Genomic DNA, 20,656 nt, shown 5'->3' on the forward strand with positions numbered 1-20,656 from the left:
GCCGACCCCACTTTTAAAACCCGCCGAAGCGCCCTGTCATCATGGCTACTTTTACGCTGATGTTTTATCAGGCCGCTCGTCGAACGCGACGATATGGCCCTCCATGCCGCCCAGAACGTCGGTGATGCGATAGACGCGACGCGCGAGTTCCTCTTTCCGTTCGAGTTGCGTCGCTGGTTGAAACTCGCCGTCGTCGCCCTGTTTATCGGCGGCGGCCTGAACGCCCCGTCGGGACAGTTCGGCGGCTCCGGTAGTACGCCCGACCCCAACGGTGGCGGCGAACTCCCCGCCACGCTTCCGGCCGACTTCGTCACGATTCTCGCCGTCGTCGCAGCGGTCGCCGTCGCCTTCGCGCTGGTGTTCGGTATCATCGGCGCCATCATGGAGTTCGTCTTCGTCGAATCGATTCGCACCGACGAGGTCCGACTCCGCCGATACTGGAGCGACCGATGGCGACAGGGGCTCCGGCTGTTCGGCTTCCGGGTTCTCATCGGTCTGCCCGTACTCGCCCTGTTTTTGGGCTGGGTGGCGCTGTTCTTCGCACCCCTCCTGATGTCCGTCCAGCTCCCCGAGATTTCGGCCGGCGTCTTCCTGCTCGGCCTTCCGGTCCTGCTCGTCGTCGGCGTCGTCGTCGGTGCCGTCTACAGCTTTACGACCCTCTTCGTCGTCCCGCTGATGATACAGAACGACTCGGGCGTGCTGGCCGGCTGGCGTCGACTCTGGCCCTCCATCAAGCGCGAGTGGAAGCAGTACGGGGCCTTCGCGCTCATCGGGGCCGTCCTCACGTTCGTGGTCGGCCTCATCGCCTCGATGGCCGTCGGAATCGCCGCCATCGTTCTCCTCATCCCCTTCGCTATCGTCGGCGTGCTCGTCTACCTGGCCCTCTCGTTTTCGTCGGCCGGAACGGCCCTGATAGCCGTCCTCGCCGTGATTTTCGCCGTCGTCATGTTGGTCGTCTGGGCGCTCGTGCAGGTGCCAATCGTGGCCTATCTCCGTTACTACGCCCTGCTCGTGCTCGGGGATATCGAAGCCGAGTTCGACATCATCCCCGACCAGCGCGAGGCGATTCGGGACTGACGGACGCCGCGGCCGGGGTCCTCGCTGGCCTTATCAGGGCTCCGGTCGATTTTCCCGCTATGACTGACACCGACGATGCCGTTGACGCGTTCCTACAGAAGGCCGACACCGCATACGACGAGTACGACCAGGGGTACGCCGACGCGGACGCGACGCTGCGGCGCCTGAAACGGCACATCGAGGACCTGCGGGAGACCCACGAGGATGACTGAAAAGACCGTCTTCCATCTGCCGGAGGGCGATGAGTCCTACGGCAAGCGCGTCTTCCGGAACGCCGCCAATCTGCTCGCCGACACTACCGTCGATTCGACGGTCGCGGTCGTCGTCAACGGCGGCGGCATCGAGCACGTCCTGACCGACGCGCCAGCCGCCGAGCAGGCTCGGCAGTTGCTCGATGCCGGCGTCGAACTCTGCGTCTGTCAGAACACGCTGGAAGGGACCGACTACGCGGTAGCGGACCTCCTCGATGGGGTCCGCATCGTCTCCTCGGCGATGGCCGAACTGACGCGAAAACAGAACGACGGCTACGCCTATATCAGGCCCTAACTCCGGATGAGGTCGAGAACGCGCTCGTAGTATTCGCCGAACTCGGCGTCCGAACGAGTGCGCGGCCGCGGCAGGTCGACCTCGACGGTTTCGAGGATGCGCCCCGGCTCTTTGGCCATCACGACGATGCGGTCGGCGAGTTTGACCGCCTCCTCGACATCGTGGGTGACGAAAAGCACCGTTTTCTCCGTCTCCTGCCAGATGTCGAGCAGTTCGTTCTGGAGCATCTCGCGGGTCTGGGCGTCGACGGCGCCGAACGGTTCGTCCATGAGCAGGAGTTCGGGGTCGGCCGCCAGCGCGCGGGCGATGGCGACCCGTTGTTTCATGCCGCCGGAGAGTTCCTTCGGGTAGCTCTCGGAGAAGCCTTCGAGGCCGACGAGGTCGACGAGGTGGGCGACGCGCTCGCGGCGCTCGGCCTTCGGTGTTCCCTGTTTTTCGAGGCCGAAGGCGACGTTGCCGCGAACGGTCCGCCACGGGAAGAGGTGGTACTCCTGGAAGACGACGCCCATGTTCGGTGTGGGTTCGTCGACCCGCTCGCCGCTCAGATACACCTCGCCATCGGTGGCCGATTCCAGTCCCGCGATGATGCGGAACAGGGTCGTCTTCCCACACCCGGAGGGGCCGACGATACAGACGAACTCGCCGTCCTCGACGTCGAAGGAGACGTTCTTCAGGGCCTGCACCGGCCCGTTCTGGCCGGAGTACTGCTTGGAGACGCCATCGACCCGGACGCGGGCGTCCAGCGAGGGGTCGTTCAGCGCCATACGAGCACCCTCCGTTGGACGGCCCGGAAGGCCACGTCGACCAGCAGGAACATGAGGCTCAACACGAGGATGTAGGCGATGACTGCGTCGACCTGCAGGTTGTTCGAGGCCCGGAGGATGCGCCGGCCGATGCCGGGGACGCCGAATATTTCGGAGGCGACAACGAGCATCCAACAGCGGCCGATGCCGGTCCGGGCACCGGTCAGGATTTCGGGGGACGCAGCGGGCACGACGACCGACCGCAGGAGTTCGAGGTCGCCATCGACGCCGAGGCTCCGGGCGACGTCCAGCAGGTCGTCGGAGACGCCCTCGACGCCGCCGTAGGCGGCATAGAAGTTGATCCAGAAGCCGCCGACGGCGATGATGAAGGCGGCGCCGGCGTGGTTGATGCCGAACCACGCGATGGCGAAGCCGATGAGCGCCAGCGGCGGGACGGGCCGGAGCAGGCGGACCAGCGGCGCGGAGACGTCGTCGGCGATGGGGCTCCACGCCAGGCCGACGCCGGCGGCGATGCCGAGGACCGTGCCCGCGACGACGCCCGGAATCCAATGGAGGATGCTTTGCTGAATGGCCGTCAGCATCTCGCCGCTTGCGGCCTCCGCGTAGAACGTTTCGGCGACCGCCAGCGGCGACGGCAGGATGTAGGCGGGTTGGAACAGCGACGCCACCCACCACAGCGCGACGAAGCCGGTGATGCCGGCGATACCGAGAAGCGCCCGCTGGGGGTCCAGGTCCTCTATGAAGGACTCGACGGGTTCGTCGTCGAGCCCAACGTCGGTTTCGGTTGCCATCTTCCTTGCTCCTTAGAGGTTCTCGTAGACGCTGTAATCGAAGATGTCGTCGAGCGTCAGTTGCTGGTCGATCTGGCCGTTGTCGTAGGCGAACTCGGCGAAGATTTCCGTCCCGTTCTCGATTTCGGCGGGGTCAGTCACGAAGTTCGAGAGCGGGCTGTCGAGGGCCTGTCGGGCGAGGTCGCGGTCCATGCCGATGCCGCTTTCGACGATGTCGGCCGTCGTGTCGGGGTTCTCGTTGATGAAGTCGGTCGCCCGGACGTGCTGTTCGAGGAACTGGGTCGCGAGGTCGGAGTCGCGGACCTCGTCGCTCATGAGCGTGACGGCGGCGGGCTGCCCGGGCATGATTTCGGCGGCGGTTCGGAACATGCTCACCGGCGAGTCGGTACTCGACACGCGGGTCGGCACCGGTTCCATGATGGAGGTGCCGTTGATTTCGTCGTTGACGATGGCCTGGAAGACGGCGTTCGCGCCGCCGATTTCGGTGATTTCGACGGCCGACTCGGGGTCGACGCCGACTTTATCGGAGAGCCAGTACCGGAGGAGCACGTCGGGCACCGAGCCCTGCGGGAAGGTGCCGAACTGGAACTTCTCGCCTTTCTCCTCTTCCCAGACGCCGAAGGCGTCGGCGCCGTGTTCGTCCCACATCGCCTGCAGGTCCTCGTGGACCATGATGCCCATCGGCTCCTTGATGTTGGTCGCGGTCACCTTCGCGGGCAGGCCGCGGTCGATGACGATCATCGCGGGGACGATGCCGAACATCGCGATGTCGATGTCGCCGCCGCCGTAGGCCTGAATGATGGCGGGGCCGTCGGTGAACTCCCGGCCGTCGATGCTGGCGTCGATTTCGTCGAAGTAGCCCTCGCCTTCCATCACGTAGTACTGCAGGTCGGGGAAGATGGGCATGTGCGCGACGGTTAGTTCGTCGAGGCTGCCACCGCCGTTGCCGCCGCCGAGACAGCCGGCGAGGCCAGCGGTCGCTGCGGCACCGATACCGCCGAGATACGCGCGTCGAGAGGGAGTGAATTCCGTCATTACCGTCGTTAGTCGGTGTGGCCTTATTCCAAGCCAGTTGGCGGTAAGTTCGGCCCGGAGGTACAACGGTTCTCTGTGGGGTTTACGGCCGGATACGGCCCATATCCCGCGGTTTACGTTTACAACCAGGTCTGTGGGTGTCACTGATGGAGGAAACATAAGCCGCTATCTGTGTCAGACGATAGCGTGGTTTCGGCCGGACACGGCAGAATTATGGCGACGGCGGCCCGCCGATTGGCTATGCCACAGTTCTCATCGCGCGTCGAGCAGGTTTCCATCAGCGGCATCCGCGAGGTGTTCGAGGCGGCCGGCGAGGACGCCATCAACCTCGGGTTGGGCCAACCCGACTTCCCGACGCCGGAGCACGCTCGGCAGGCAGCCATCGAGGCCATCGAGGCCGGCGACACGGACGCCTACACGTCGAACAAGGGCACGCTGGAACTCCGGGAGGCAATCGCGGCGAAACACGACCGGGACAACGCCTTCTCCGTCGACCCCAACGATGTCATCGCCACCGCGGGCGGCAGCGAAGCCCTCCATATCGCCATCGAGGCCCACGTCGATGCGGGCGAGGAGGTCATCTATCCGGACCCCGGCTTCGTCTCCTACGAGGCGCTGACCCACCTCGCCGGCGGCGAACCCAACCCTGTCGAATTGCGCGAGGACCTGACGATGGCGCCGGAAGCCGTCGAGGAGGCCATCACCGACGACACCGCCGCCTTCGTCGTCAACAGTCCCGCCAACCCGACGGGCGCCGTCCAGAGCGAGGAAGACATGCGGGAGTTCGCCCGCATCGCCGACGAGTACGACGTGCTGTGTATCTCCGATGAGGTCTACGAGCCGTTCGTCTTCGACGGCGAGCACTACTCGCCGATGGATTTCGCCCAGACGGACAGCGTCGTCGTCGTCAACGCCTGCTCGAAGGCCTACTCGATGACCGGCTGGCGCCTCGGCTGGGTGACCGGCTCCCACGAGCGTATCGAGCGGATGCTCAGAGTCCACCAGTACGCACAGGCCTGCGCCTCCGCGCCGGCCCAATACGCCGCCGAAGCCGCGCTGAACGGACCGCAGGACCACACCAAGGAGATGCGGGAAGCCTTCGAGGAACGCCGCGACATCCTGCTGGAGGGCTTGCAGGACATGGGTCTGGACGTGCCGACGCCGCAGGGGGCCTTCTACGCGATGCCCCGCGTGCCCGACGGCTGGGTCGACGAGGTCATCGACCGCGGCGTCGTCGTCGTCCCCGGCGAGGTCTTCGGCGAGAACGGCGAGGGCCACGCCCGCATCTCCTATGCGACCGACGTCGAGACGCTGAAGGAAGCACTCGAAATCATGCGCGAGGCGACCGAGGCCGTCCAGTAACGAGTCGATACGGTCGGGCGAGCTTTCGCCAGTTATCTACTCCTCTCGCGGTAACCGCTGTGTCCTCGGGCGACCGACCGTTTTGGATGCCCGTCTTCAACTCACTCATCCAGCGTGTCGTCTGTCGGTTTCCAGCGGAGGGTCGGACAGTGGAGGGTTGGAGCGACTCGGAGTGGGCCACGTACGGCGTGGTACCAAGCGACCAGCAGACCGATTCCGAGTACGGCGCCGACCAGTCGGACGAAAACTGCCTCGACAGGAAGCGCAATTGACTCCTGGATGGTCGTGCTACTCGTTAGCCGGAGAAGGCTAGCCGGTTGAACGTTCGTGCCGGCCAATACACCGGCGAAGTTGAAGCCGAAGTGGATGCCGATGGGGACGGACAGATCACCGCTGAACACGTACGCGAGGCCGAGCAAGATGGATATCCCACCGGCCATCCCCCCGTAGGTCGTCCCTTTTCCGGCGGCATGTGTCAGGTAGAACACGCCTGAGGACGCGAGTATGCCGATACCGACAGCCACCCATCGCGGAATCCGCTGAACGCTATCGAGGTCCTCGGTTACGTTGGTGATGAGATATCCGCGGACGAACAGTTCCTCCGGGACGACGAATATCAGTTGGAACACGGCGCCGCCGGCCGCGAGGAAGGGCCAAACAAGGGGGCGATGGGTCCGTACGGTGCCTGCGAACTCGTAGTAGCCCATACGGAGCCCGATGACAATCGAGAGAAGGGTGATGCCCGCGCCGAGTATGGTCCCCCCGACGATGCCATGCCACCAGCCCTGGTCGATTCGTAACCCGAAATCGGTGAGACGCCGCCGGTCGATCACGAGAGCAGCGATGACGGTTGCCAGAGCGAGGCCGACCGCATTCGGGAGTTGTCGCCCGAGCATGTTGATGGTCCGGACGAGCGGGGTATCACCGGAGAGAAGCGTCGGCCGGAACTGGTTTCCTGCCCCTGCCAGCGCGATGAACAACGCGAACGCCAGCGTGAGGCGGATAAGGAGTTGCGGCCGTCGGTCAGTGTCGTTCCAGACGAGGCGGAACGGCCACCGTAACCGCTGGTTCTCGTCACGAAGTACTGTTCGGATGGAGGGCTTTCGCATAGTAGTGGGCGCTAGCCCGTGTTAATAAAGGCCATGGCGCTTCCGAGCGACGTCGGGTTACGGCTCGACGGACGAGCGGGCGCGTTCTCACGGCGAATTCAGTCAGCAGGGCGAACGACACCGCACAGCGGACGTGGCTCGGTTTATGTCGCGCAAATACTAGCTGCGAGACACGATGTAATCGGGAACGTGTACCCACCTTTATTTGGCGAGCGAAGCGAGTGGGGTGATAGCATGGCGAAGTTAGGGCTGGTAACGAACGCGGTCGGACTCGTGATTAGTCTCACAGGAACCGTGTTACTGTTCCTGCATGTGACCGACGAGTACCATTCCGCCATTCAGGACATCGGGTCGATAGCCATCGGATATCTCGGGTTAATCCTCCTCGGAGTATCCGTCTCAGTCACGGGAATCGCACTTCTGCTGAGGGCTAACGTCGATTGACCGTCGCCCGTAGAATAATAGTTCTCCCGGCCATTGATAACACATGGCAATCGCACGCCACGGCACGGGGCTGCGGGCGGACGTGGGCGCACTCGCATCGCAGGTGCATCCGGTGTTCATGCTGCCGCCGCTCGCAGCGTCGGCCTTCGGCGCAGTGTTGGCCGACCGACTCGACGTGCTCTTGCTCGCTCTCCATCTCGTCGCCGCCTTCGCGGGGCTGTACACCGCTCACATCAAGGACGGATACGTCGATTTCCACCAGCGCGGCGAGGACGACGACCACCCGCTGACCGCCCTCGGCTGTCGGGCCGCCTTGGCGGGTGCGACGGCCCTCTTTTTTGCCTGTATGGTGGCTATCGGCCTGCTCGTGAACGTGTGGGCGGCCCTCCTCACACTGCCGGGTTGGATTATCGGCTATCTGCACGCGCCACAACTGGACCTCAATCCCGTCGGTGCGACGGCGGGCTACCCCGCGGGTATCGCCTTCGCCCTCCTCGGTGGTTACTACGTGCAGGCCGAGGCGCTGTCGGCGACCGTCGCCGCCTTCGCAGCCATCTTCTTCGTCGTCCTCGCGGGCATCAAGACCATCGACGACGCGACGGACTACGAGTACGACCGCTCGATTGGCAAGCGAACGGTGGCGGTCGTGTTGGGTCGTGAAACGGCCCGCCGCTTTGCTTACGGATTGATGGGCGCCGGGATGGCCGCGGTCGTCGCGCTCGCTTTCCTCGAGACCTTCCCGCCAGCGAGCGTCTTTGCCCCCGCCGTCTTCGCCGCCGTCGCCGCCTTCGCGTGGCGGGCCGGCGAGGACGACGGCCTCGCGACGAAACTCCTGATTCGAGGTTCGTATCTCTTTCTCGCGGTGCTGGTCGCGGCGGTGTGGATTGGGTGACCCCCTCGGCGGCCGACCGTGCCTCGAAGATGTTCGCCGGAAGAATAATCCGCCGCCGTCCGCGGATAGACGTATGTCCCTCCGTCGATACTTCTGGGTAGTTCGCGCCCTCCTGCTGTTGGTTGGGGTTGGGCTGTTCGCGGCCGGCCTCGACGCCGTCGCTTCGACGTCCCCTTCGCCGCCCGAAAGCGACGGGTTCGTCGAGGGCCTGGCATACATCTTCGCCCTGATTTCGGGCGTTTCCGGTCTGGTCGTCGCTCAAATCGGCTACGCGTTGCCGGCCGGAACCGGGCGGTTCCGCGTCGGGCCGCTGGCTGACCGGGGCGCGGGGGTTCGCAGCGGCGCCGTCGTGGTCCTGTATCTCCTGATAGCCATCGTGATGGTGTACGGCATTCCCGTGGTCGTCCCGGGGGTCACCGAGAGCATGACCTACGCGACAGCGCTCTTCGTCTTCGCTATCGCGGCCGTCGTCGGCGCCGTGGTCACCGGCATCGCAGCCCTCTCCGACATACTACTCGATTTATACCGGCGACACAGTGGGAGCGACGAATCGTCTCCGTCGACGTAGCCCGGATCTTCGACTCCCACAAGCGGTCTCGGAAACGGCTGAGTAATCCTTAGCTCGCCGTCGAGACGATTTTGATGACGTCGCCCTCGTCGAGTTCGTGGTCCTCGCCGATGCGGCGGTTCTCGCGGGCGTCGACGGCGTGGAGGTACCCCTCGCCGATATCGGAGTGGACGGCGAAGGCGAGGTCCTTCGGCGTGGCGTCCTCGCGCAGCAGGAAGGCGTCCGGCAGGACGTTGCCCTGTCCGTCGGTCCACTTCGAGCCGTCCTGCACGGGATAGACCGTGATGCGGTCCAGCAGGTCGTAGATGGCTTCGTTGAGCGACTGCTGGAGGCCCGTGCCGCCCCATTCGGTCATCACGTCGCGGATGCGATTGAGGCCCTCCTCCTGCGAGTCGGAGATATCGCCCGTAATCTCGAAGTCCTCGTCGCCGGGGTCGTAGTCGACAACGCCGGCCTCGACGGCCTGGCGGAGGGCGAGTTCGCCTTCGGCGGTACAGGGGATGACGTGGCCTGCGGCCTCTTCGAGGCGCTCGATGTTCTCCTCGGGCGCGATATCTGCCTTGTTGGCGACGACGACGATTGGCTTGGTGCGCTCGCGGACGAGGCGGGCGAGTTCCTCCTTGTCCTCGTCGCTCCACTCGAAGGGGTCGGAGGTGTAGTCGATTTCCCGGAGGACGGCCATCACGTCGTATTCGGTCGCGCCGACGCCGGTGAGCATCTCGGTGAGGACCTCCTCGAAGTCGAACTCCGGCGAGCGGGACTGCCGCTCGACGGCCTCCCAGTTGCCTTCGATGATGGACGCCAGCCACAGGTCCATCTCCTCCTGAATGAACTCGATGTCCTGAACGGGGTCGTAACTGCCGACCTCGACGGGTTCGCCCTCCGCGTTCGTACCGCCCGAGGCGTCGACGACGTTGAGGATGACGTCGGCGTTCGACAGCGCGTCGAGGAACTGGTTGCCGAGGCCCTTCCCCTCGTGGGCGCCGGGGACGAGGCCGGCCACGTCCAGCAGTTCGATGGGGACGTAGCGCTTGCCGTCGTGGCAGTTCTCGTTGCCGCACCGCTCGTCGCGGTCGAGGCAGGGGCATCGGGTGCGGACGTGGCTGACCCCGCGGTTCGGGTCGATTGTCGTGAAGGGGTAGTTGCCCACGTCCACCTCCGCCATCGTGGCGGCCTTGTAGAACGTCGATTTGCCGGCGTTGGGCTTGCCGGCGAGCGCGACCGAGAGCATACCGACTCTGGGGCGAGGGCGCCGAATTGCCTTTCGGTTGCGCGACTACCAGTCGAGAGCCTCGGGCAGGTCGCCGAACCCGCCGCCGTCGTAGCGGTGGGCCGCCCATCCGACGCCGTCGGCACCCTCCACGTCGTGGTCGCTGTCGCCGACCATCGCGTACCCGTCGGCAGGCAGGCGCTTTTCGGCGGTTCGAAACGGTTCGGCGTCGGGTTTGTGGGCGCCGACCTCGTAGGAGGAGACGACCGTCTCGAAGACACCGGTGAGGCCGCTGGCGTCGAGTTTCGCGCGCTGGACCTCGGGGACGCCGTTGGTCAGCACGCCGAGGCGGTACTCCTCGGCCAGTCGGTCGAGGTCGCCTTCGAGGCCCTCGGTCGGGTAACAGCTCTCGATTTCCCGCCGCTGGAGGGTCTCCGCGAGCGCCTCGGCATCGTCGCCGAAGGCGTCGAATCCTCGTCGGTACGGGTTCGGTTCGCAGTTCCAGAACGCGTCGAAGAACGACTCGCTGTACTCCTCCAGCCACTCGTCGCGGGCCTCACCGCGTACCTCGTTGAACGTCTCGGTCAGGAGGGTCGCGAAATCCGGGGTGTGGAGCAGGGTCCCGTCGAGGTCGAAGAAAATCGCGTTCATTATCGGATGCTGTCGGCGCTATGGTATGTATCAATCGCCGGCGTGAGACGCCCTATCAAGGCATTACTGCTTTTCGGCCTCGGCGATGATGCCCGAGAGGTCGTCGTCGCCGTTCGTGGCGGGGTCGGTGCCGTCGTCGACGTCCCACTCGAAGTCGGCTTCCTCGATGGGGCGGACGGCGGGTTCGGCGTCGGCGTCGAGTTCGCCGTCGCCGAGGCGGACGAAGGCGGCCTCCGGTTCCGGTTCGGGGAGTTCGCCCTCACCGAGCAGGACGACGGCAGGTTCCGGTTCGGCCGTCTCCTCGGGTTCGTGTTCCGTGGCCGTCTCGTCGTCGGCCTCCTCCACGTCGGCGTCGGAGTCCGGTTCGACGGCTTCGAAATCCGCGGGCGCGTTGGTGAAGGTCGTCTCCCCGCGGGCGCGGATGGCGCCGTCGACCTCGGCGGCCTCCGAGAGGGTGCAGTCCTCACAGGAGATATCGCCGCGGACGTGGGCGCCGGGGGCGACGGTCACGTTGCCTCCTTTCGTCGTCACGTCGCCGTGGATGACGGTATTCGGCCCGACGCTGATGTCGTCCTTGGCGCGGAGGCTGCCGAAGATTTCGGTTTCGCTGCCGACATCGATTTCGGTCGCCCGGATGTTGCCGTGCATCCGGCAGTCGTCGCCGATGGTCGCGGGTTCTGAGACGCGCCACGCGTCGTCGTCGATGCGGGCACCACGGGGGATGAGAACGGGGTCGGCGTCGTTGTCGGAGGCGAGGAACTCCTCGGCGACGTCCTCCGCGGCCTCCTCCTCGCCGATACGGAGGAGATGCGAGAGGTAGACGAACAGGAAGACGATGGTCGGCATGGGGTTGCGGATGACGATCCAGCCGTTGGCCTCGAAGCCCTGCTCGATGTCGACGTCGTCGCCGATATCGAGGTCCCCGGAAACGATGAGTTGGCCGGTGATGTGGACCCGCTCGCCGAGGTAGGCGTCCTGACCGACCAGGACGTTGCCCTCGACATCACACCACATGTCGAGGCGGCAGTCGCCGTCGGCCTCGATGTCGCCGCCGAAGCGGACGCGCTCGCCGGCGACGACGTTGCCGCCGCGGACGCCCAACTCGACGACGCTCTGGCCGCCGACGAGGACGTCCCCGTCGGTAACCAGGTCGTGTTCCTGGACGTGGGTACCGTCCGGGACCGCGAGTTCCTCGAGGGGGTCCGACCCAAGCACGGTGTACACCTGCGTGGCGCTCCTATTAAAACCTCCTCGGGCGTCAGACGGCCGGCAGACATTTGTCATTCGAGCGACTACACGCACACGGGGCCGTCGATGCGCCTTTGGGCGCACCCCACGCGACGGGGAGGGGAACGCTCCGTCGCACTTCTCGCGAGCCAACGTGCTACTTATACCGAGGACTCTCCAAACCGCTGTATGACCGTTCTCTCGTTCGATGAACAGGGTGTGGAAGTCATCTACGAAGGCACCGAGTTCCGACTGGAAAAGGACCTCATCGAGGAGGCCGTCCGCAAGGACTACCCCGACGTCACCGACCACGAAGTCCTCCAGATGGTCGAAGACGACCCCTCGCTGTCCGGCGAACCGCGACGCATCAAAGAGATTCTCGACTAACTGTTCAGCACGGCATCCGCGGCCCGCTTGCCGCTCTCCAGAGCACCCTGAATCGACGACCAGCGGGTGTAATCGCCCGCAAGGTAGACCGACCCACCGGGCGTATCGACCGCAGGTAGCGACTCCCGAAAGCCCGGCGGTTGGGCGAACTGCGCGAACTCGATGCGGTCGATATCCACCAGTTCGAACTCACCGAAGTGGTTCTCGGGATACCACGCATCCAGCGCCTCTTGGACCTCCGTGGCCAGTTCCTCGTCGCCCGCGTCCTGCTGGCCGAGGAAGGTCGCGCTGAGTAATTGCTTGTCCTCGGGTGCGTACTCGGGCGCCGCCGCGGACATCGGCGCGATGGTGTTGGGACGGTCGTCTGCCGTGTTCAGCAGAATCCGAGAGCCCGTATCCAGCGTCTGGTGGTCCGGCAGTGAACAGTGGACCGTGACACAACATTTGGCATCGGTCGGCGTCTCCACGCCTGTCAACTCCGCCACTGATTTCGGGTCGGTCGCGACGATGACGGCGTCGGGAAATACCATCTCGTTGCCCGCTTCGACTTTCAGTTTCTCGCCGCGCTCGATGGTCGTGACGGCCTTTCCGGTCTTGACCGTCGCGCCCGCGGCCTCGGCCCGGTCGCGCAACTGGGCGGGAATCGCGCCCATCCCCGCGGCGGGTACGACCGTCCTGCCCTCCGAGAGTGCCTTGAACGTATATTCGAAGACGCCGCTGTCGGTCCCCAACTCGCGGTCGAGGGTGATACCACCGTAAAACGGCTCGGCGAAGTGCTCGATGAAGGCCGGCGAGAAGCCGCGGTCGGCGAGGTATTCACGCACCGTCTTCCCCTCGCCGTCGAGCAGGTTCTCGAACGACTGGCCCTTCAGTTCGCGCTGGAGGCGGAACAGCCGAAGCTTGTCACTCGTCCGGACGTCGCGATTCAGCAGCGTCGGAAGCGCCGCGCTCGGGTCGCCCAACGGGTCGGCCAGCGTCGAGCGGTGGTTCGGCCTGGCGATGGTCGCGCCGGGGGCGAACGTCCGCAAATCGAGGTCGTCAAAGTCCAACTCGCGGCGCGCGGCCGGGTACGCTGTAAAGAGCACCTGAAAACCCCTGTCGAGGGTGAATCCGTCGACCTCACGTGAGCGGACGCGGCCGCCGACACGGGCGTTTTCCTCGAAGAGTTCGACTTCAGCGCCCGCCTCGGCCAGATGGCGTGCGGCGACCAGTCCGGCGAGGCCGCCACCGGCTACGACGACGTGCATAGAACGGGGTTCGGGCGGCAGGCCCATACCCGTTTTCGTCGATTCGCTCGTGGCGAGTGGCCTGTCGCGATTCTCCCGGATAGTGTCAAACGATATAAGTTACTTTGTGAACGAATCGGCTGATACGATGGACGAACTACTCGAAGTCGTCGACATCGTTGCCGACTCAGGGATGGAGGAGGCCATCGCATGGGTCCTGCGTCTCGTCGGCCTCGTCGCGCTTCTGGCGGGACTCGGCCTCTGGCTTCTCACTGAGATGGGCCTGCTCTGGCTCCCGGGGCTGCTGATGCTCGTCGGTATCGTCCTGCTGGTCGCACCCAGCGTACTCCTGTTTTTGGCCGAGTTCGCGTAAGCGACCGCTCCCCCGGCAACCCAACCGGCGTATCGGAACCACACCTCACGACCCGCGAAGGACAGGGCTTTGCCGGGGGCGTCCGAAACTCCACCAATGACGAGTTTCGAGGGCTTCGATTGTACGGACTGCGGGCAGACGGTCACCGACGAGGGCGCCACGCGCTGTCCCGACTGCGACGGCACGCTGGATGCGACCTACGACTACGACGCGGTCGACCTCACGCGCGAGGAACTGGGCGACCGCGACGGCGGCTGGAAACACGGCGAACTGCTGCCGTTCGTCCCCGAGGGCATCGGCGAGGGCGCAACCCCGCTCGTCGAGGCGCCGCGTCTGGCCGACGAACTCGGTGTCGGTCGCGTCCTCATCAAAAACGAGGCGCACAACCCGACGGGCACCGTCACCGACCGCGGGCAAGCGCTCGTCGCCGAGGCCGCCGCCCGCTCCGATGCTGATACGCTCGCCCTTCCGACGACGGGCAATGGCGGCCAGTCCGCGGCCGCCTACGCCGCCCGCGCGGGCCTGCTCTCCCGCGTCTTCGTCCCCAGCCGCACTAACTTCGTCAACAAGGCGATGATAAACGTCCACGGCGGCGACATGCGCGTCGTCGAGGGCCGCTACGGCGACGCACGCGAGGCCTACGAGAGCGAACGAGAGGAGATGCCTGCTGCCGACCGCGAGGACTGGTTCCCCGCCGGCGCCTTCGACTCGCCGTATCGCCACGAGGGCGTCAAGCCGCTCTACTACGAGACCGTCGAGCAACTGGACTGGGAAGCCCCCGACGCCATCGTCGCGCCGGTCGGTCACGGCGCCGTCGCCGCCGGTCTCTGGAAGGCCGCCCGCGAGTTCGCCGACCTCGGACTGGCCGACGACACGCCGCGGGTCTACGCCGCCCAATCCGACGGCTGTGCGCCCGTCGTCGAGGCCATCGACTCCGGCGGGGACCCCGAACCGTGGGAGGTCCCCGACACCGTCGTCGGCAGCCTCGAAATCCCCGACCCCGAGGGCGGCCTGCCCGCCGCCGAGGCCGTCCGTGCAAGCGGCGGCGACGGGGTCGCCGTCGATGACCAAGACGCTCTCGACAGCGCTACCACGGTCGCCCAACACGAGGGTCTCGAAATCAGCATCGCCGCCGGCGTCGCCGCCGCCGGCGCGTGGGACCTCAACGACGCGGGCGCCTTCGACGACGATGACACTATCGTCATCGTCAACACCGGCACCGGCAACAAGGACGCCGACGTGGTGCGGAGTCGGTTGATGAGCCGCGGTATGTAAAATCCCACTCGACGCCCACTTTTTGCACGCTCGGCGCGGCTACGCCGCGCCTCGCGGCAAAAACATGGGGAAAATATGCGCGCCTCCTTCCAGCCGCCGCGCTCCCTGCGGTCGCGCGGCGTTAGTCAGTCGGCGCTACGGCGACTCGACGGCTTCGCCGTCTCGTCGCCGCGGAACCGCCTCGGGGGCGCTTTTCAAGCGCCCCGCTCGGCGGACACTCACTTTGGTCCCTGCTTCCCAAGCTACGCCCAGTAGTTGTCTCGTCGTTCCTAGTTGAAATCATGTCACGACTTCTCACCACGCCATGTTTTTGACCACCCATCGAAAATTGAGGAGCAATGACGCTCGTGTCGACGTTTCTGGCCGGCATCGTCTTCGGGTTGGCGCTGGCAGCGCCTCCGGGGCCGATGAACGCCATCATCGCCGAGGAGTCGGTGCTGCGGGGCTGGGACGCGGGATTCAAAGCCGGCCTCGGAGCGATGACTGCCGATTTGGCCTTCTTCGTGTTGGCGTTCGTCGGCGTCGTCGCCGCCATCGAACGCCTACCGGTGCTGCACGGACTCATGGTCGGCATCGGAGGCGTGCTGATGCTGTATTTCGCCTACGGCGCGGCCACCGACGCCCACCAGACCTTCCGTGCCTCGGACCTTGACGACGAGAGCAAGGGCTTCCGGAAGGCGTTCGTGCTGGCGCTGACGAACCCCTATCAGATTCTCTTCTGGCTGACCGTCGGCGTGGGCCTGCTTGCGCCCGGCCAGGTCGACGTCCTCTCGTATGCGAACGAGGCGCTGGCGGGACTGGTCGTTGTCCAGACGGGACATCCGGCTCTGTTGGTCGGACTGTTCGGCGGTATCGTCGTCTGGATAACGGGCTTTCCGGCGGCGCTGGTGGCGGCCGGCAAGCGGGTCGACGCGCTCGCGCCGGCGGTCGCCTACGGGAGCGCGCTGGTGCTCGCGGGGTTCGGCGTCTTCTTCCTCGTGGATGCGGCGGGAACGCTCACCTCGCTGTGAGCGTTAGATGTCGGGGTCGATGTCCGGCTCCCCGTCGGCTTCGGGGTCGACGCCCGCGATTTCGCCTTCGAGCCACTCCTTGAACCACCGGACGCGCTTGATGCGCTGGTGGGCCATGCTCTCGGCGGTGTCCGAGCGAATGCGCTCGATGGCGTCCTCGCCGCGTTCGAGCACGCGGCCGACCATCTCGTTTGCGTCCATGTGCGTTCGGGCCTCGTAGCCCATCCGAAGCAGCATGAGGGTCGTGCCGTTGGCACCCACCTTGTCGAGCAGGTCGGCTTCCATGAGACACTGGGTTTCGAGGGGCATCTCTTCGAGGTCGCCCTCGTAGGAGTGGTCCTCGACGGCGTTACAGACCTGTTCGACGAACGATTCGGGGTAGTCCGTCCGCGTGTAGAGGTACTCGCGAGCGACGCGAGCGCCGGCCTCCGCGTGGACGTCCTGGTCGGCTTCGAGCTTTGCGATATCGTGGAAGAGGGCCGCAACCCGTGTGACGTCGACGTTAGCGCCTTCCTGCTCGGCGATCTCTGTCGCCAGTTCGGCCACGTTGAGGATGTGGTTGTAGCGGTACTCCGCGGAGTGCCACGGGTACCACCGCATCCGTCCGCCCTCGTCTTCGCCTTCGACGCTGGCGGCGAGATAATCGTGGACGAACTGCTTCATCTCCTCGAACTCGTCGTCGGAGACGGGTGCTTCCCTTATCTCGACACCCATGTATCCACCCCCACGGCGAAAGAGTCGTATGCGTCGGTCATCTTAGTTCAAGAAAGGTTGGTTCGACTTTTTAGCGTTGCGGTGGGCGCATAAACCGATTTCGGCGGTTCCCGGTGGTCTTCGTTTATAAGTAATCGTGTTACCGATGCACGCGGGTTTAAATACTCACCGACGCCCTTATAGCCGCAACTCACCTCTCAGTGTGTGTATGATGCTGCCGACACATGCGTTAGTGGGGCTTGCGCTTGCCGCCCCGCTGGCGCTGTACGCGCCCGAACTTGCCCCAGCAGCGCTTCTGGGCGCGCTCGTGGGGGGTATCCTCCCCGACCTCGATATGTACGCCGGCCACCGGAAGACGCTGCACTACCCGACGTTCTACCCGCTGGCCGCCGTGCCGGCAGTCGTCGCCGCGGTCGTCTGGACGACGCCGCTGACGCTCGCTGTCGTCTTCCTCCTGCTGGCAGCAGCAGTTCACTGCCGGATGGACATCTACGGCGGCGGTCTCGAACTCCGCCCCTGGGAGGGCACCTCAGAGAAGGCCGTCTACGACCACGCCAGCGGCACATGGCTCACCCCCCGTCGGTTCGTCGCCTACGACGGGTCCCGTGGTGACCTCGCCATATCGCTGGCTGTCGGCCTGCCGCTGTTGGTAGTCCTCGACGGCGCCTTCGTGGCCGTCGTCGCCGTCGCCCTCACTATCGCGACGAGTTACGTCCTCCTGCGCCGCTATCTGGCGGAGCTCGCGCCGACCGTCTTCAGTCGCGTTCCCGAACCGCTTGAGGAGTACGTGCCCGAGCGATACCTGCACGACTGAGTTTTTATATCGCGACCACCCTCGCTTCCCCCATCCTTTCGAGGCGGCGGTCGATTCCCGGCATCGGTAAACGTTCGTCCATGATTTGCGGCCAGCGTTCGGTTTTATGACACCCCGGAGTGTAACTGTCTCACATGAAGGTTCGTGAAGCGACGGAAGACGACGGCCCGACGATTCGGTCGATTGCACTCCGCTCGATGGAAGCGTCCTATTCGTTGAGTCCCTCTACTATCGAAACCGCCATCCAACAGTGGTACGGCGTCGATAGCTTCGCGGAGAAACTCGAAGACGACGAGGTCATGCTCCTCATTGCCGAGAAGGACGGCGACCCTGTCGCCTTCTCGGAGAGCGCCCTCGTCGACGACCGCGGTGACATCCACTGGCTCCACGTCGGCGCGATGTACCGTGGAGAGGGAATTGGCCACCAACTCTACGAGGAAACTCGGGAACGCCTCGAAGACAAAGGCGCCGAGACCATCCGCGGGCTCGTGTTGGCGATGAACTCCGAGGGCAACCGGTTCTGGGAGAAGCGGGGCCTCACCAAGGTCGGCGAAGGCACCGTCGAGATCGACGGCACCGCCTACGTCGAAAACATCTACGTCGACAAGGACTCCATCGGGCTCCAGCCCATCGTCGTCGACGACCGGGAACTCTACATCGACCGTAACGACAGCGATAGAGGCTCCGATGGGGCCTTCTACACCGTCTACACCGACGAGGGCCGCGAGACCAAATACGGCTACTACTGCGGCGCCTGCGAGAACCTCGTCACCTCCATGGACTCCATGGGCGGGCTCCAGTGTGACGAGTGTGGCAACCAGTTGAAGCCGACGCGGTGGGACGCTGCGTACATGTAGAAACTTTTTGCACGGCGCCCTGCGGGCGCCGGCAAAAACGTTCATGAAAAAGACACGGCGGCCTTCCCTCAGGAAGACTCGCTTCGCTCACGGCTTCGCCGTTCGCTTCTCGTGGTTCTCGCTCCCTGCGGTCGCTCCGAACCACGCACCGCTCGTCTTCCAACGCTCCCGCTCACTCCGTTCGCGGGACCTCCGGTCAGGCCTTGGTCCCGCGCCTCCCTGCGGTCGGCGCGGCGGAACCGCTCGCGCCCTGTGGGCGCTCGCGGATGCTTTTCGAACTAAAATACCACTAAGCGTAGCCCTGTCTCAGTCCCAATCCGGCTGATACTCGCCCTCAAGCGGCGGCTCCTCGCTCACCCACTCCGCACGGGCCGCGTTGCTCGTGATAGTCCGGGCCGGTTTGCCGTCCTTCTGATAGGTAACGGTCACGTCCGACAGCGAACAGTGGGCGTTGTACCGGAGGCTATCGTCGGGAGTCATATACGACACCTGCTGCCAGTGGTTCTCGGGCGATTCGACCGTGACCTGTAGCTTGATTCCCTCGCCCTCCCCGCGGAAGCGCCAGTGGCCGACCTCGTCGTGGTCGACCTCGTTCGCCCACGGACTCACCGGGAGGACGTGTTTGAGACGGTTGAGGGAGTAAACCTCGCCGTCTACCCGGAAACACAGCGATAGCTTGTCGTCCAGCCGGAGGGCTTCGAGGACGGCTGATTCCTCGTCCTCGAAATCGTTGCATTGCACCCACGTCCAGTCTTCCGGCGGACTCGTCGAGGAGACGGTATGGCCCTGATGGCCCGGCGCGTCGTCGAGTTCGATGGTCCGGTCGCCGACCGTGATTTCGCCGTCCATGAACACCGATTCGTTGCGACTCCAGTGTTTGCCCGTCCCGATGGTCTTCGAGAGAATATCGGTCAGCGTCTCGCTCCGAAGCGGCGTGAACGCGTAGGTATCCGGCTCGTATTCGAGGTCCCACGAGACGTCGTCGATTTCACCCTTGGCCGACGAGGTGGTGAGGACGCTGTCGCCGATGGTCAACTCGAAGGGGTCGCCCTCGGGCCAGACGTCCTCGAAAGCGAAGGCCTCGGAGACGAACGTCGAGTTTTCGGGATTTTCGCGGTCGGTCAGCGCCGCCCACACCCGACCCTCCTGTCGGCCGCTTTCGGTTGACAACAGCGTGTAGCGATACCAGAAGGCGACCGACGCGTCCCGCGGACTCACCAGCGAATACCACACCTCGCGGCCCGGTTCGCCCGCCGCCAGCGGCCAGTCTGCCTCCGGATTGTTCGGGTCGGGTTGCATGGGTCTATCTACCGAGAAATGAATTTGCCGACGATTTATAGTTTGGTGGTGCGGTTGGTGTGAACTATCGAGAGTTAGAAAGTGTCAGTAAATTTAGTAGTCCCGGGCAGATTCGAACTGCCGTCATGGGCTATCCTCTGGAATCTGACATGAATCAGGATTCCATCCAAAGGCCCATATGATTGGCCACTACACCACGGGACTTCACTACGACATTTTCGCCGGGTGCACAATAGGCTTACTTTTTTAGTCACCACTCACGTTGGCGTTCTGTTCAACCACTGCATGACATTGTCGGCAGAGGGAAACGAGATTCAGAAGCTGATGCGCGTCTTGAGCGTCATCGAAACATCGAACGGGGATGAGGTGGTGGACGTCCGGTTCTCGACCCATCTCCTCCATTGTTTGCCCGCATCTCTGACATTCGTAGTCGTCACGCTCCAAAGCCTTCCGGCGAACAGAGCGCCACTTCCCCGTATAATCCGCGCTACCCCCTTTCCATTGATGGTGATTTTCGCCACGCCAGTTTTCGGACATCCACCGAGAGAGGCAACGCCGACTGCAGAATCGTTTTTCACCACGAGCGATATCTGATTTCAAGACCTCACGGACGTCACTACAATAGTCACAGGCCCGCTCGATTCGCTCGGCCCGACGCCAGAATCGAGTTCCTTCGAACGTTCCATCCGCCTTGACACAATCCGAACAGAAGTGGCCCTCCTTATCCGACGGGTAATATTCGAACTCGTCACCACATGCGTTACAGGACGTGGTCTCCTTTGCACCCTTCCAGTTGCCGTTATTCTTGCCTGCGTTCGGCTCGCAATCATCGCAATATACCAGCCGGGCTTTCTCGTCGTAGAACTCTACTCCACATCCCTTGCATTCTCGGTTCGGTAACGATTCGTCATGGACCTTGGCGTGGTGCTGTCGCTTTCCTTGTTCGGTAGCCAGTTTCTTTTCACAGGTTGGACAGGAATGCCCCATAGACGGGCTAACTACCTAATAGAGATTAAACCATATCC

Annotated in this window: 24 protein-coding genes and 1 tRNA gene; 13 read left to right on the forward strand and 12 right to left on the reverse strand. The window is 64.4% G+C overall.

The features are described 5' to 3' along the window. Window positions 1–93: 93 nt before the first annotated feature. Genes HWV23_RS12945 through HWV23_RS12955 form a run of 3 tightly spaced genes read left to right on the forward strand, consistent with a single transcriptional unit; the run spans window position 94 to window position 1,623 of the window. A complete protein-coding gene (locus tag HWV23_RS12945) occupies window positions 94–1,077 on the forward strand; it encodes a DUF7544 domain-containing protein (protein ID WP_178290814.1) in 984 nt (327 codons plus the stop codon). 59 nt (window positions 1,078–1,136) lie between these two features. Next, the gene (locus tag HWV23_RS12950; protein WP_178290815.1) at window positions 1,137–1,289 is read left to right on the forward strand and encodes a hypothetical protein; all 153 of its coding nucleotides are present in this window, start codon (window positions 1,137–1,139) and stop codon (window positions 1,287–1,289) included. Further along, window positions 1,282–1,623, forward strand: coding sequence for a DsrE family protein (locus tag HWV23_RS12955; protein ID WP_178290816.1), 342 nt, complete (start codon window positions 1,282–1,284; stop codon window positions 1,621–1,623). The genes HWV23_RS12950 and HWV23_RS12955 overlap by 8 nt, the downstream gene beginning before the upstream one ends. Here HWV23_RS12955 and HWV23_RS12960 read toward each other — a convergent pair. Genes HWV23_RS12960 through HWV23_RS12970 form a run of 3 tightly spaced genes read right to left on the reverse strand, consistent with a single transcriptional unit; the run spans window position 1,620 to window position 4,213 of the window. Continuing rightward, a complete protein-coding gene (locus HWV23_RS12960; RefSeq protein ID WP_178290817.1) occupies window positions 1,620–2,387 on the reverse strand; it encodes an ABC transporter ATP-binding protein in 768 nt (255 codons plus the stop codon). The two genes, HWV23_RS12955 and HWV23_RS12960, sit on opposite strands and share 4 nt — an antisense overlap. Beyond that, the gene (locus HWV23_RS12965) at window positions 2,378–3,178 is read right to left on the reverse strand and encodes an ABC transporter permease (protein ID WP_178290818.1); all 801 of its coding nucleotides are present in this window, start codon (window positions 3,176–3,178) and stop codon (window positions 2,378–2,380) included. The genes HWV23_RS12960 and HWV23_RS12965 overlap by 10 nt, the downstream gene beginning before the upstream one ends. Window positions 3,179–3,190: 12 nt before the next feature. Beyond that, entirely contained in the window at window positions 3,191–4,213 is a 1,023-nt protein-coding gene (locus tag HWV23_RS12970) for an ABC transporter substrate-binding protein (RefSeq protein WP_178290819.1), read from the reverse strand. A 240-nt stretch (window positions 4,214–4,453) separates the two neighbouring features. Between HWV23_RS12970 and HWV23_RS12975 the strand changes: the two genes are divergently transcribed. Continuing rightward, window positions 4,454–5,575 carry a pyridoxal phosphate-dependent aminotransferase gene (locus HWV23_RS12975; protein ID WP_178290820.1) on the forward strand — a complete coding sequence of 374 codons (1,122 nt, stop codon included), beginning with the start codon at window positions 4,454–4,456 and terminating at the stop codon, window positions 5,573–5,575. Between the two features lie 101 nt (window positions 5,576–5,676). Here the strand turns inward: HWV23_RS12975 and HWV23_RS12980 are convergent, their stop codons facing one another. Continuing rightward, complete coding sequence (locus HWV23_RS12980) at window positions 5,677–6,684, reverse strand: CPBP family intramembrane glutamic endopeptidase (RefSeq protein WP_178290821.1); 1,008 nt, start codon at window positions 6,682–6,684, stop codon at window positions 5,677–5,679. Window positions 6,685–6,918: 234 nt separating this feature from the next. Between HWV23_RS12980 and HWV23_RS12985 the strand changes: the two genes are divergently transcribed. The 3 genes from HWV23_RS12985 to HWV23_RS12995 all read left to right on the forward strand — a co-directional run bounded on the left by HWV23_RS12985 (window position 6,919) and on the right by HWV23_RS12995 (window position 8,588). Further along, the gene (locus HWV23_RS12985) at window positions 6,919–7,128 is read left to right on the forward strand and encodes a hypothetical protein (protein WP_178290822.1); all 210 of its coding nucleotides are present in this window, start codon (window positions 6,919–6,921) and stop codon (window positions 7,126–7,128) included. A 43-nt stretch (window positions 7,129–7,171) separates the two neighbouring features. Then, the gene (locus HWV23_RS12990) at window positions 7,172–8,020 is read left to right on the forward strand and encodes a UbiA family prenyltransferase (RefSeq protein WP_178290823.1); all 849 of its coding nucleotides are present in this window, start codon (window positions 7,172–7,174) and stop codon (window positions 8,018–8,020) included. A gap of 73 nt (window positions 8,021–8,093) precedes the next feature. Next, a complete protein-coding gene (locus HWV23_RS12995; protein WP_178290824.1) occupies window positions 8,094–8,588 on the forward strand; it encodes a hypothetical protein in 495 nt (164 codons plus the stop codon). A 49-nt stretch (window positions 8,589–8,637) separates the two neighbouring features. Here the strand turns inward: HWV23_RS12995 and HWV23_RS13000 are convergent, their stop codons facing one another. The 3 genes from HWV23_RS13000 to HWV23_RS13010 form a co-directional block, all read right to left on the reverse strand. After that, window positions 8,638–9,819: a redox-regulated ATPase YchF gene (locus HWV23_RS13000; RefSeq protein WP_178290825.1), complete on the reverse strand. Its 1,182-nt coding sequence runs from the start codon at window positions 9,817–9,819 to the stop codon at window positions 8,638–8,640. 45 nt (window positions 9,820–9,864) lie between these two features. Beyond that, window positions 9,865–10,449 (reverse strand): HAD family hydrolase, encoded by a 585-nt coding sequence (locus tag HWV23_RS13005; protein WP_178290826.1) that lies wholly within the window; start codon window positions 10,447–10,449, stop codon window positions 9,865–9,867. A gap of 63 nt (window positions 10,450–10,512) precedes the next feature. After that, window positions 10,513–11,733, reverse strand: a complete 1,221-nt coding sequence (locus HWV23_RS13010; protein WP_425487430.1) for a polymer-forming cytoskeletal protein — start codon at window positions 11,731–11,733, stop codon at window positions 10,513–10,515. A 132-nt stretch (window positions 11,734–11,865) separates the two neighbouring features. On the opposite strand from HWV23_RS13010, the gene HWV23_RS13015 reads away from it, so the two are divergent. Further along, window positions 11,866–12,063 carry a DUF5800 family protein gene (locus tag HWV23_RS13015; protein WP_178290827.1) on the forward strand — a complete coding sequence of 66 codons (198 nt, stop codon included), beginning with the start codon at window positions 11,866–11,868 and terminating at the stop codon, window positions 12,061–12,063. On the opposite strand, the gene HWV23_RS13020 is transcribed toward HWV23_RS13015, so the two are convergent. After that, window positions 12,060–13,310: an FAD-dependent oxidoreductase gene (locus HWV23_RS13020; RefSeq protein WP_178290828.1), complete on the reverse strand. Its 1,251-nt coding sequence runs from the start codon at window positions 13,308–13,310 to the stop codon at window positions 12,060–12,062. The genes HWV23_RS13015 and HWV23_RS13020 overlap by 4 nt on opposite strands. Before the next feature lie 127 nt (window positions 13,311–13,437). Here HWV23_RS13020 and HWV23_RS13025 point away from each other — a divergent pair, with 127 nt between their 5' ends. From HWV23_RS13025 to HWV23_RS13035, 3 genes are all read left to right on the forward strand, one after another. Continuing rightward, window positions 13,438–13,662: a hypothetical protein gene (locus tag HWV23_RS13025; protein ID WP_178290829.1), complete on the forward strand. Its 225-nt coding sequence runs from the start codon at window positions 13,438–13,440 to the stop codon at window positions 13,660–13,662. Window positions 13,663–13,758: 96 nt separating this feature from the next. Beyond that, window positions 13,759–14,937, forward strand: a complete 1,179-nt coding sequence (locus HWV23_RS13030; RefSeq protein ID WP_178290830.1) for a threonine synthase — start codon at window positions 13,759–13,761, stop codon at window positions 14,935–14,937. 338 nt (window positions 14,938–15,275) lie between these two features. Beyond that, a complete protein-coding gene (locus HWV23_RS13035) occupies window positions 15,276–15,947 on the forward strand; it encodes a LysE family translocator (protein ID WP_178290831.1) in 672 nt (223 codons plus the stop codon). Window positions 15,948–15,950: 3 nt separating this feature from the next. Here the strand turns inward: HWV23_RS13035 and HWV23_RS13040 are convergent, their stop codons facing one another. Continuing rightward, window positions 15,951–16,661, reverse strand: coding sequence for an HD domain-containing protein (locus HWV23_RS13040; protein ID WP_178290832.1), 711 nt, complete (start codon window positions 16,659–16,661; stop codon window positions 15,951–15,953). A gap of 208 nt (window positions 16,662–16,869) precedes the next feature. Here HWV23_RS13040 and HWV23_RS13045 point away from each other — a divergent pair, with 208 nt between their 5' ends. Beyond that, window positions 16,870–17,475 carry a metal-dependent hydrolase gene (locus tag HWV23_RS13045; protein ID WP_178290833.1) on the forward strand — a complete coding sequence of 202 codons (606 nt, stop codon included), beginning with the start codon at window positions 16,870–16,872 and terminating at the stop codon, window positions 17,473–17,475. Window positions 17,476–17,609: 134 nt separating this feature from the next. After that, window positions 17,610–18,332 carry a GNAT family N-acetyltransferase gene (locus HWV23_RS13050; protein ID WP_178290834.1) on the forward strand — a complete coding sequence of 241 codons (723 nt, stop codon included), beginning with the start codon at window positions 17,610–17,612 and terminating at the stop codon, window positions 18,330–18,332. Window positions 18,333–18,638: 306 nt separating this feature from the next. Here the strand turns inward: HWV23_RS13050 and HWV23_RS13055 are convergent, their stop codons facing one another. The 3 genes from HWV23_RS13055 to HWV23_RS17240 form a co-directional block, all read right to left on the reverse strand. Continuing rightward, on the reverse strand, window positions 18,639–19,631 hold the full coding sequence (locus tag HWV23_RS13055; protein WP_178290835.1) for a hypothetical protein: 993 nt from the start codon (window positions 19,629–19,631) through the stop codon (window positions 18,639–18,641). A gap of 97 nt (window positions 19,632–19,728) precedes the next feature. Next, window positions 19,729–19,835 (reverse strand) — tRNA-Gln (locus HWV23_RS13060). Between the two features lie 42 nt (window positions 19,836–19,877). After that, window positions 19,878–20,618 carry an HNH endonuclease gene (locus HWV23_RS17240; protein ID WP_178290836.1) on the reverse strand — a complete coding sequence of 247 codons (741 nt, stop codon included), beginning with the start codon at window positions 20,616–20,618 and terminating at the stop codon, window positions 19,878–19,880. Window positions 20,619–20,656 lie beyond the last annotated feature (38 nt).

It is taken from the genome of Natronomonas halophila (genome assembly GCF_013391085.1).
Lineage (GTDB): Archaea > Halobacteriota > Halobacteria > Halobacteriales > Haloarculaceae > Natronomonas > Natronomonas halophila.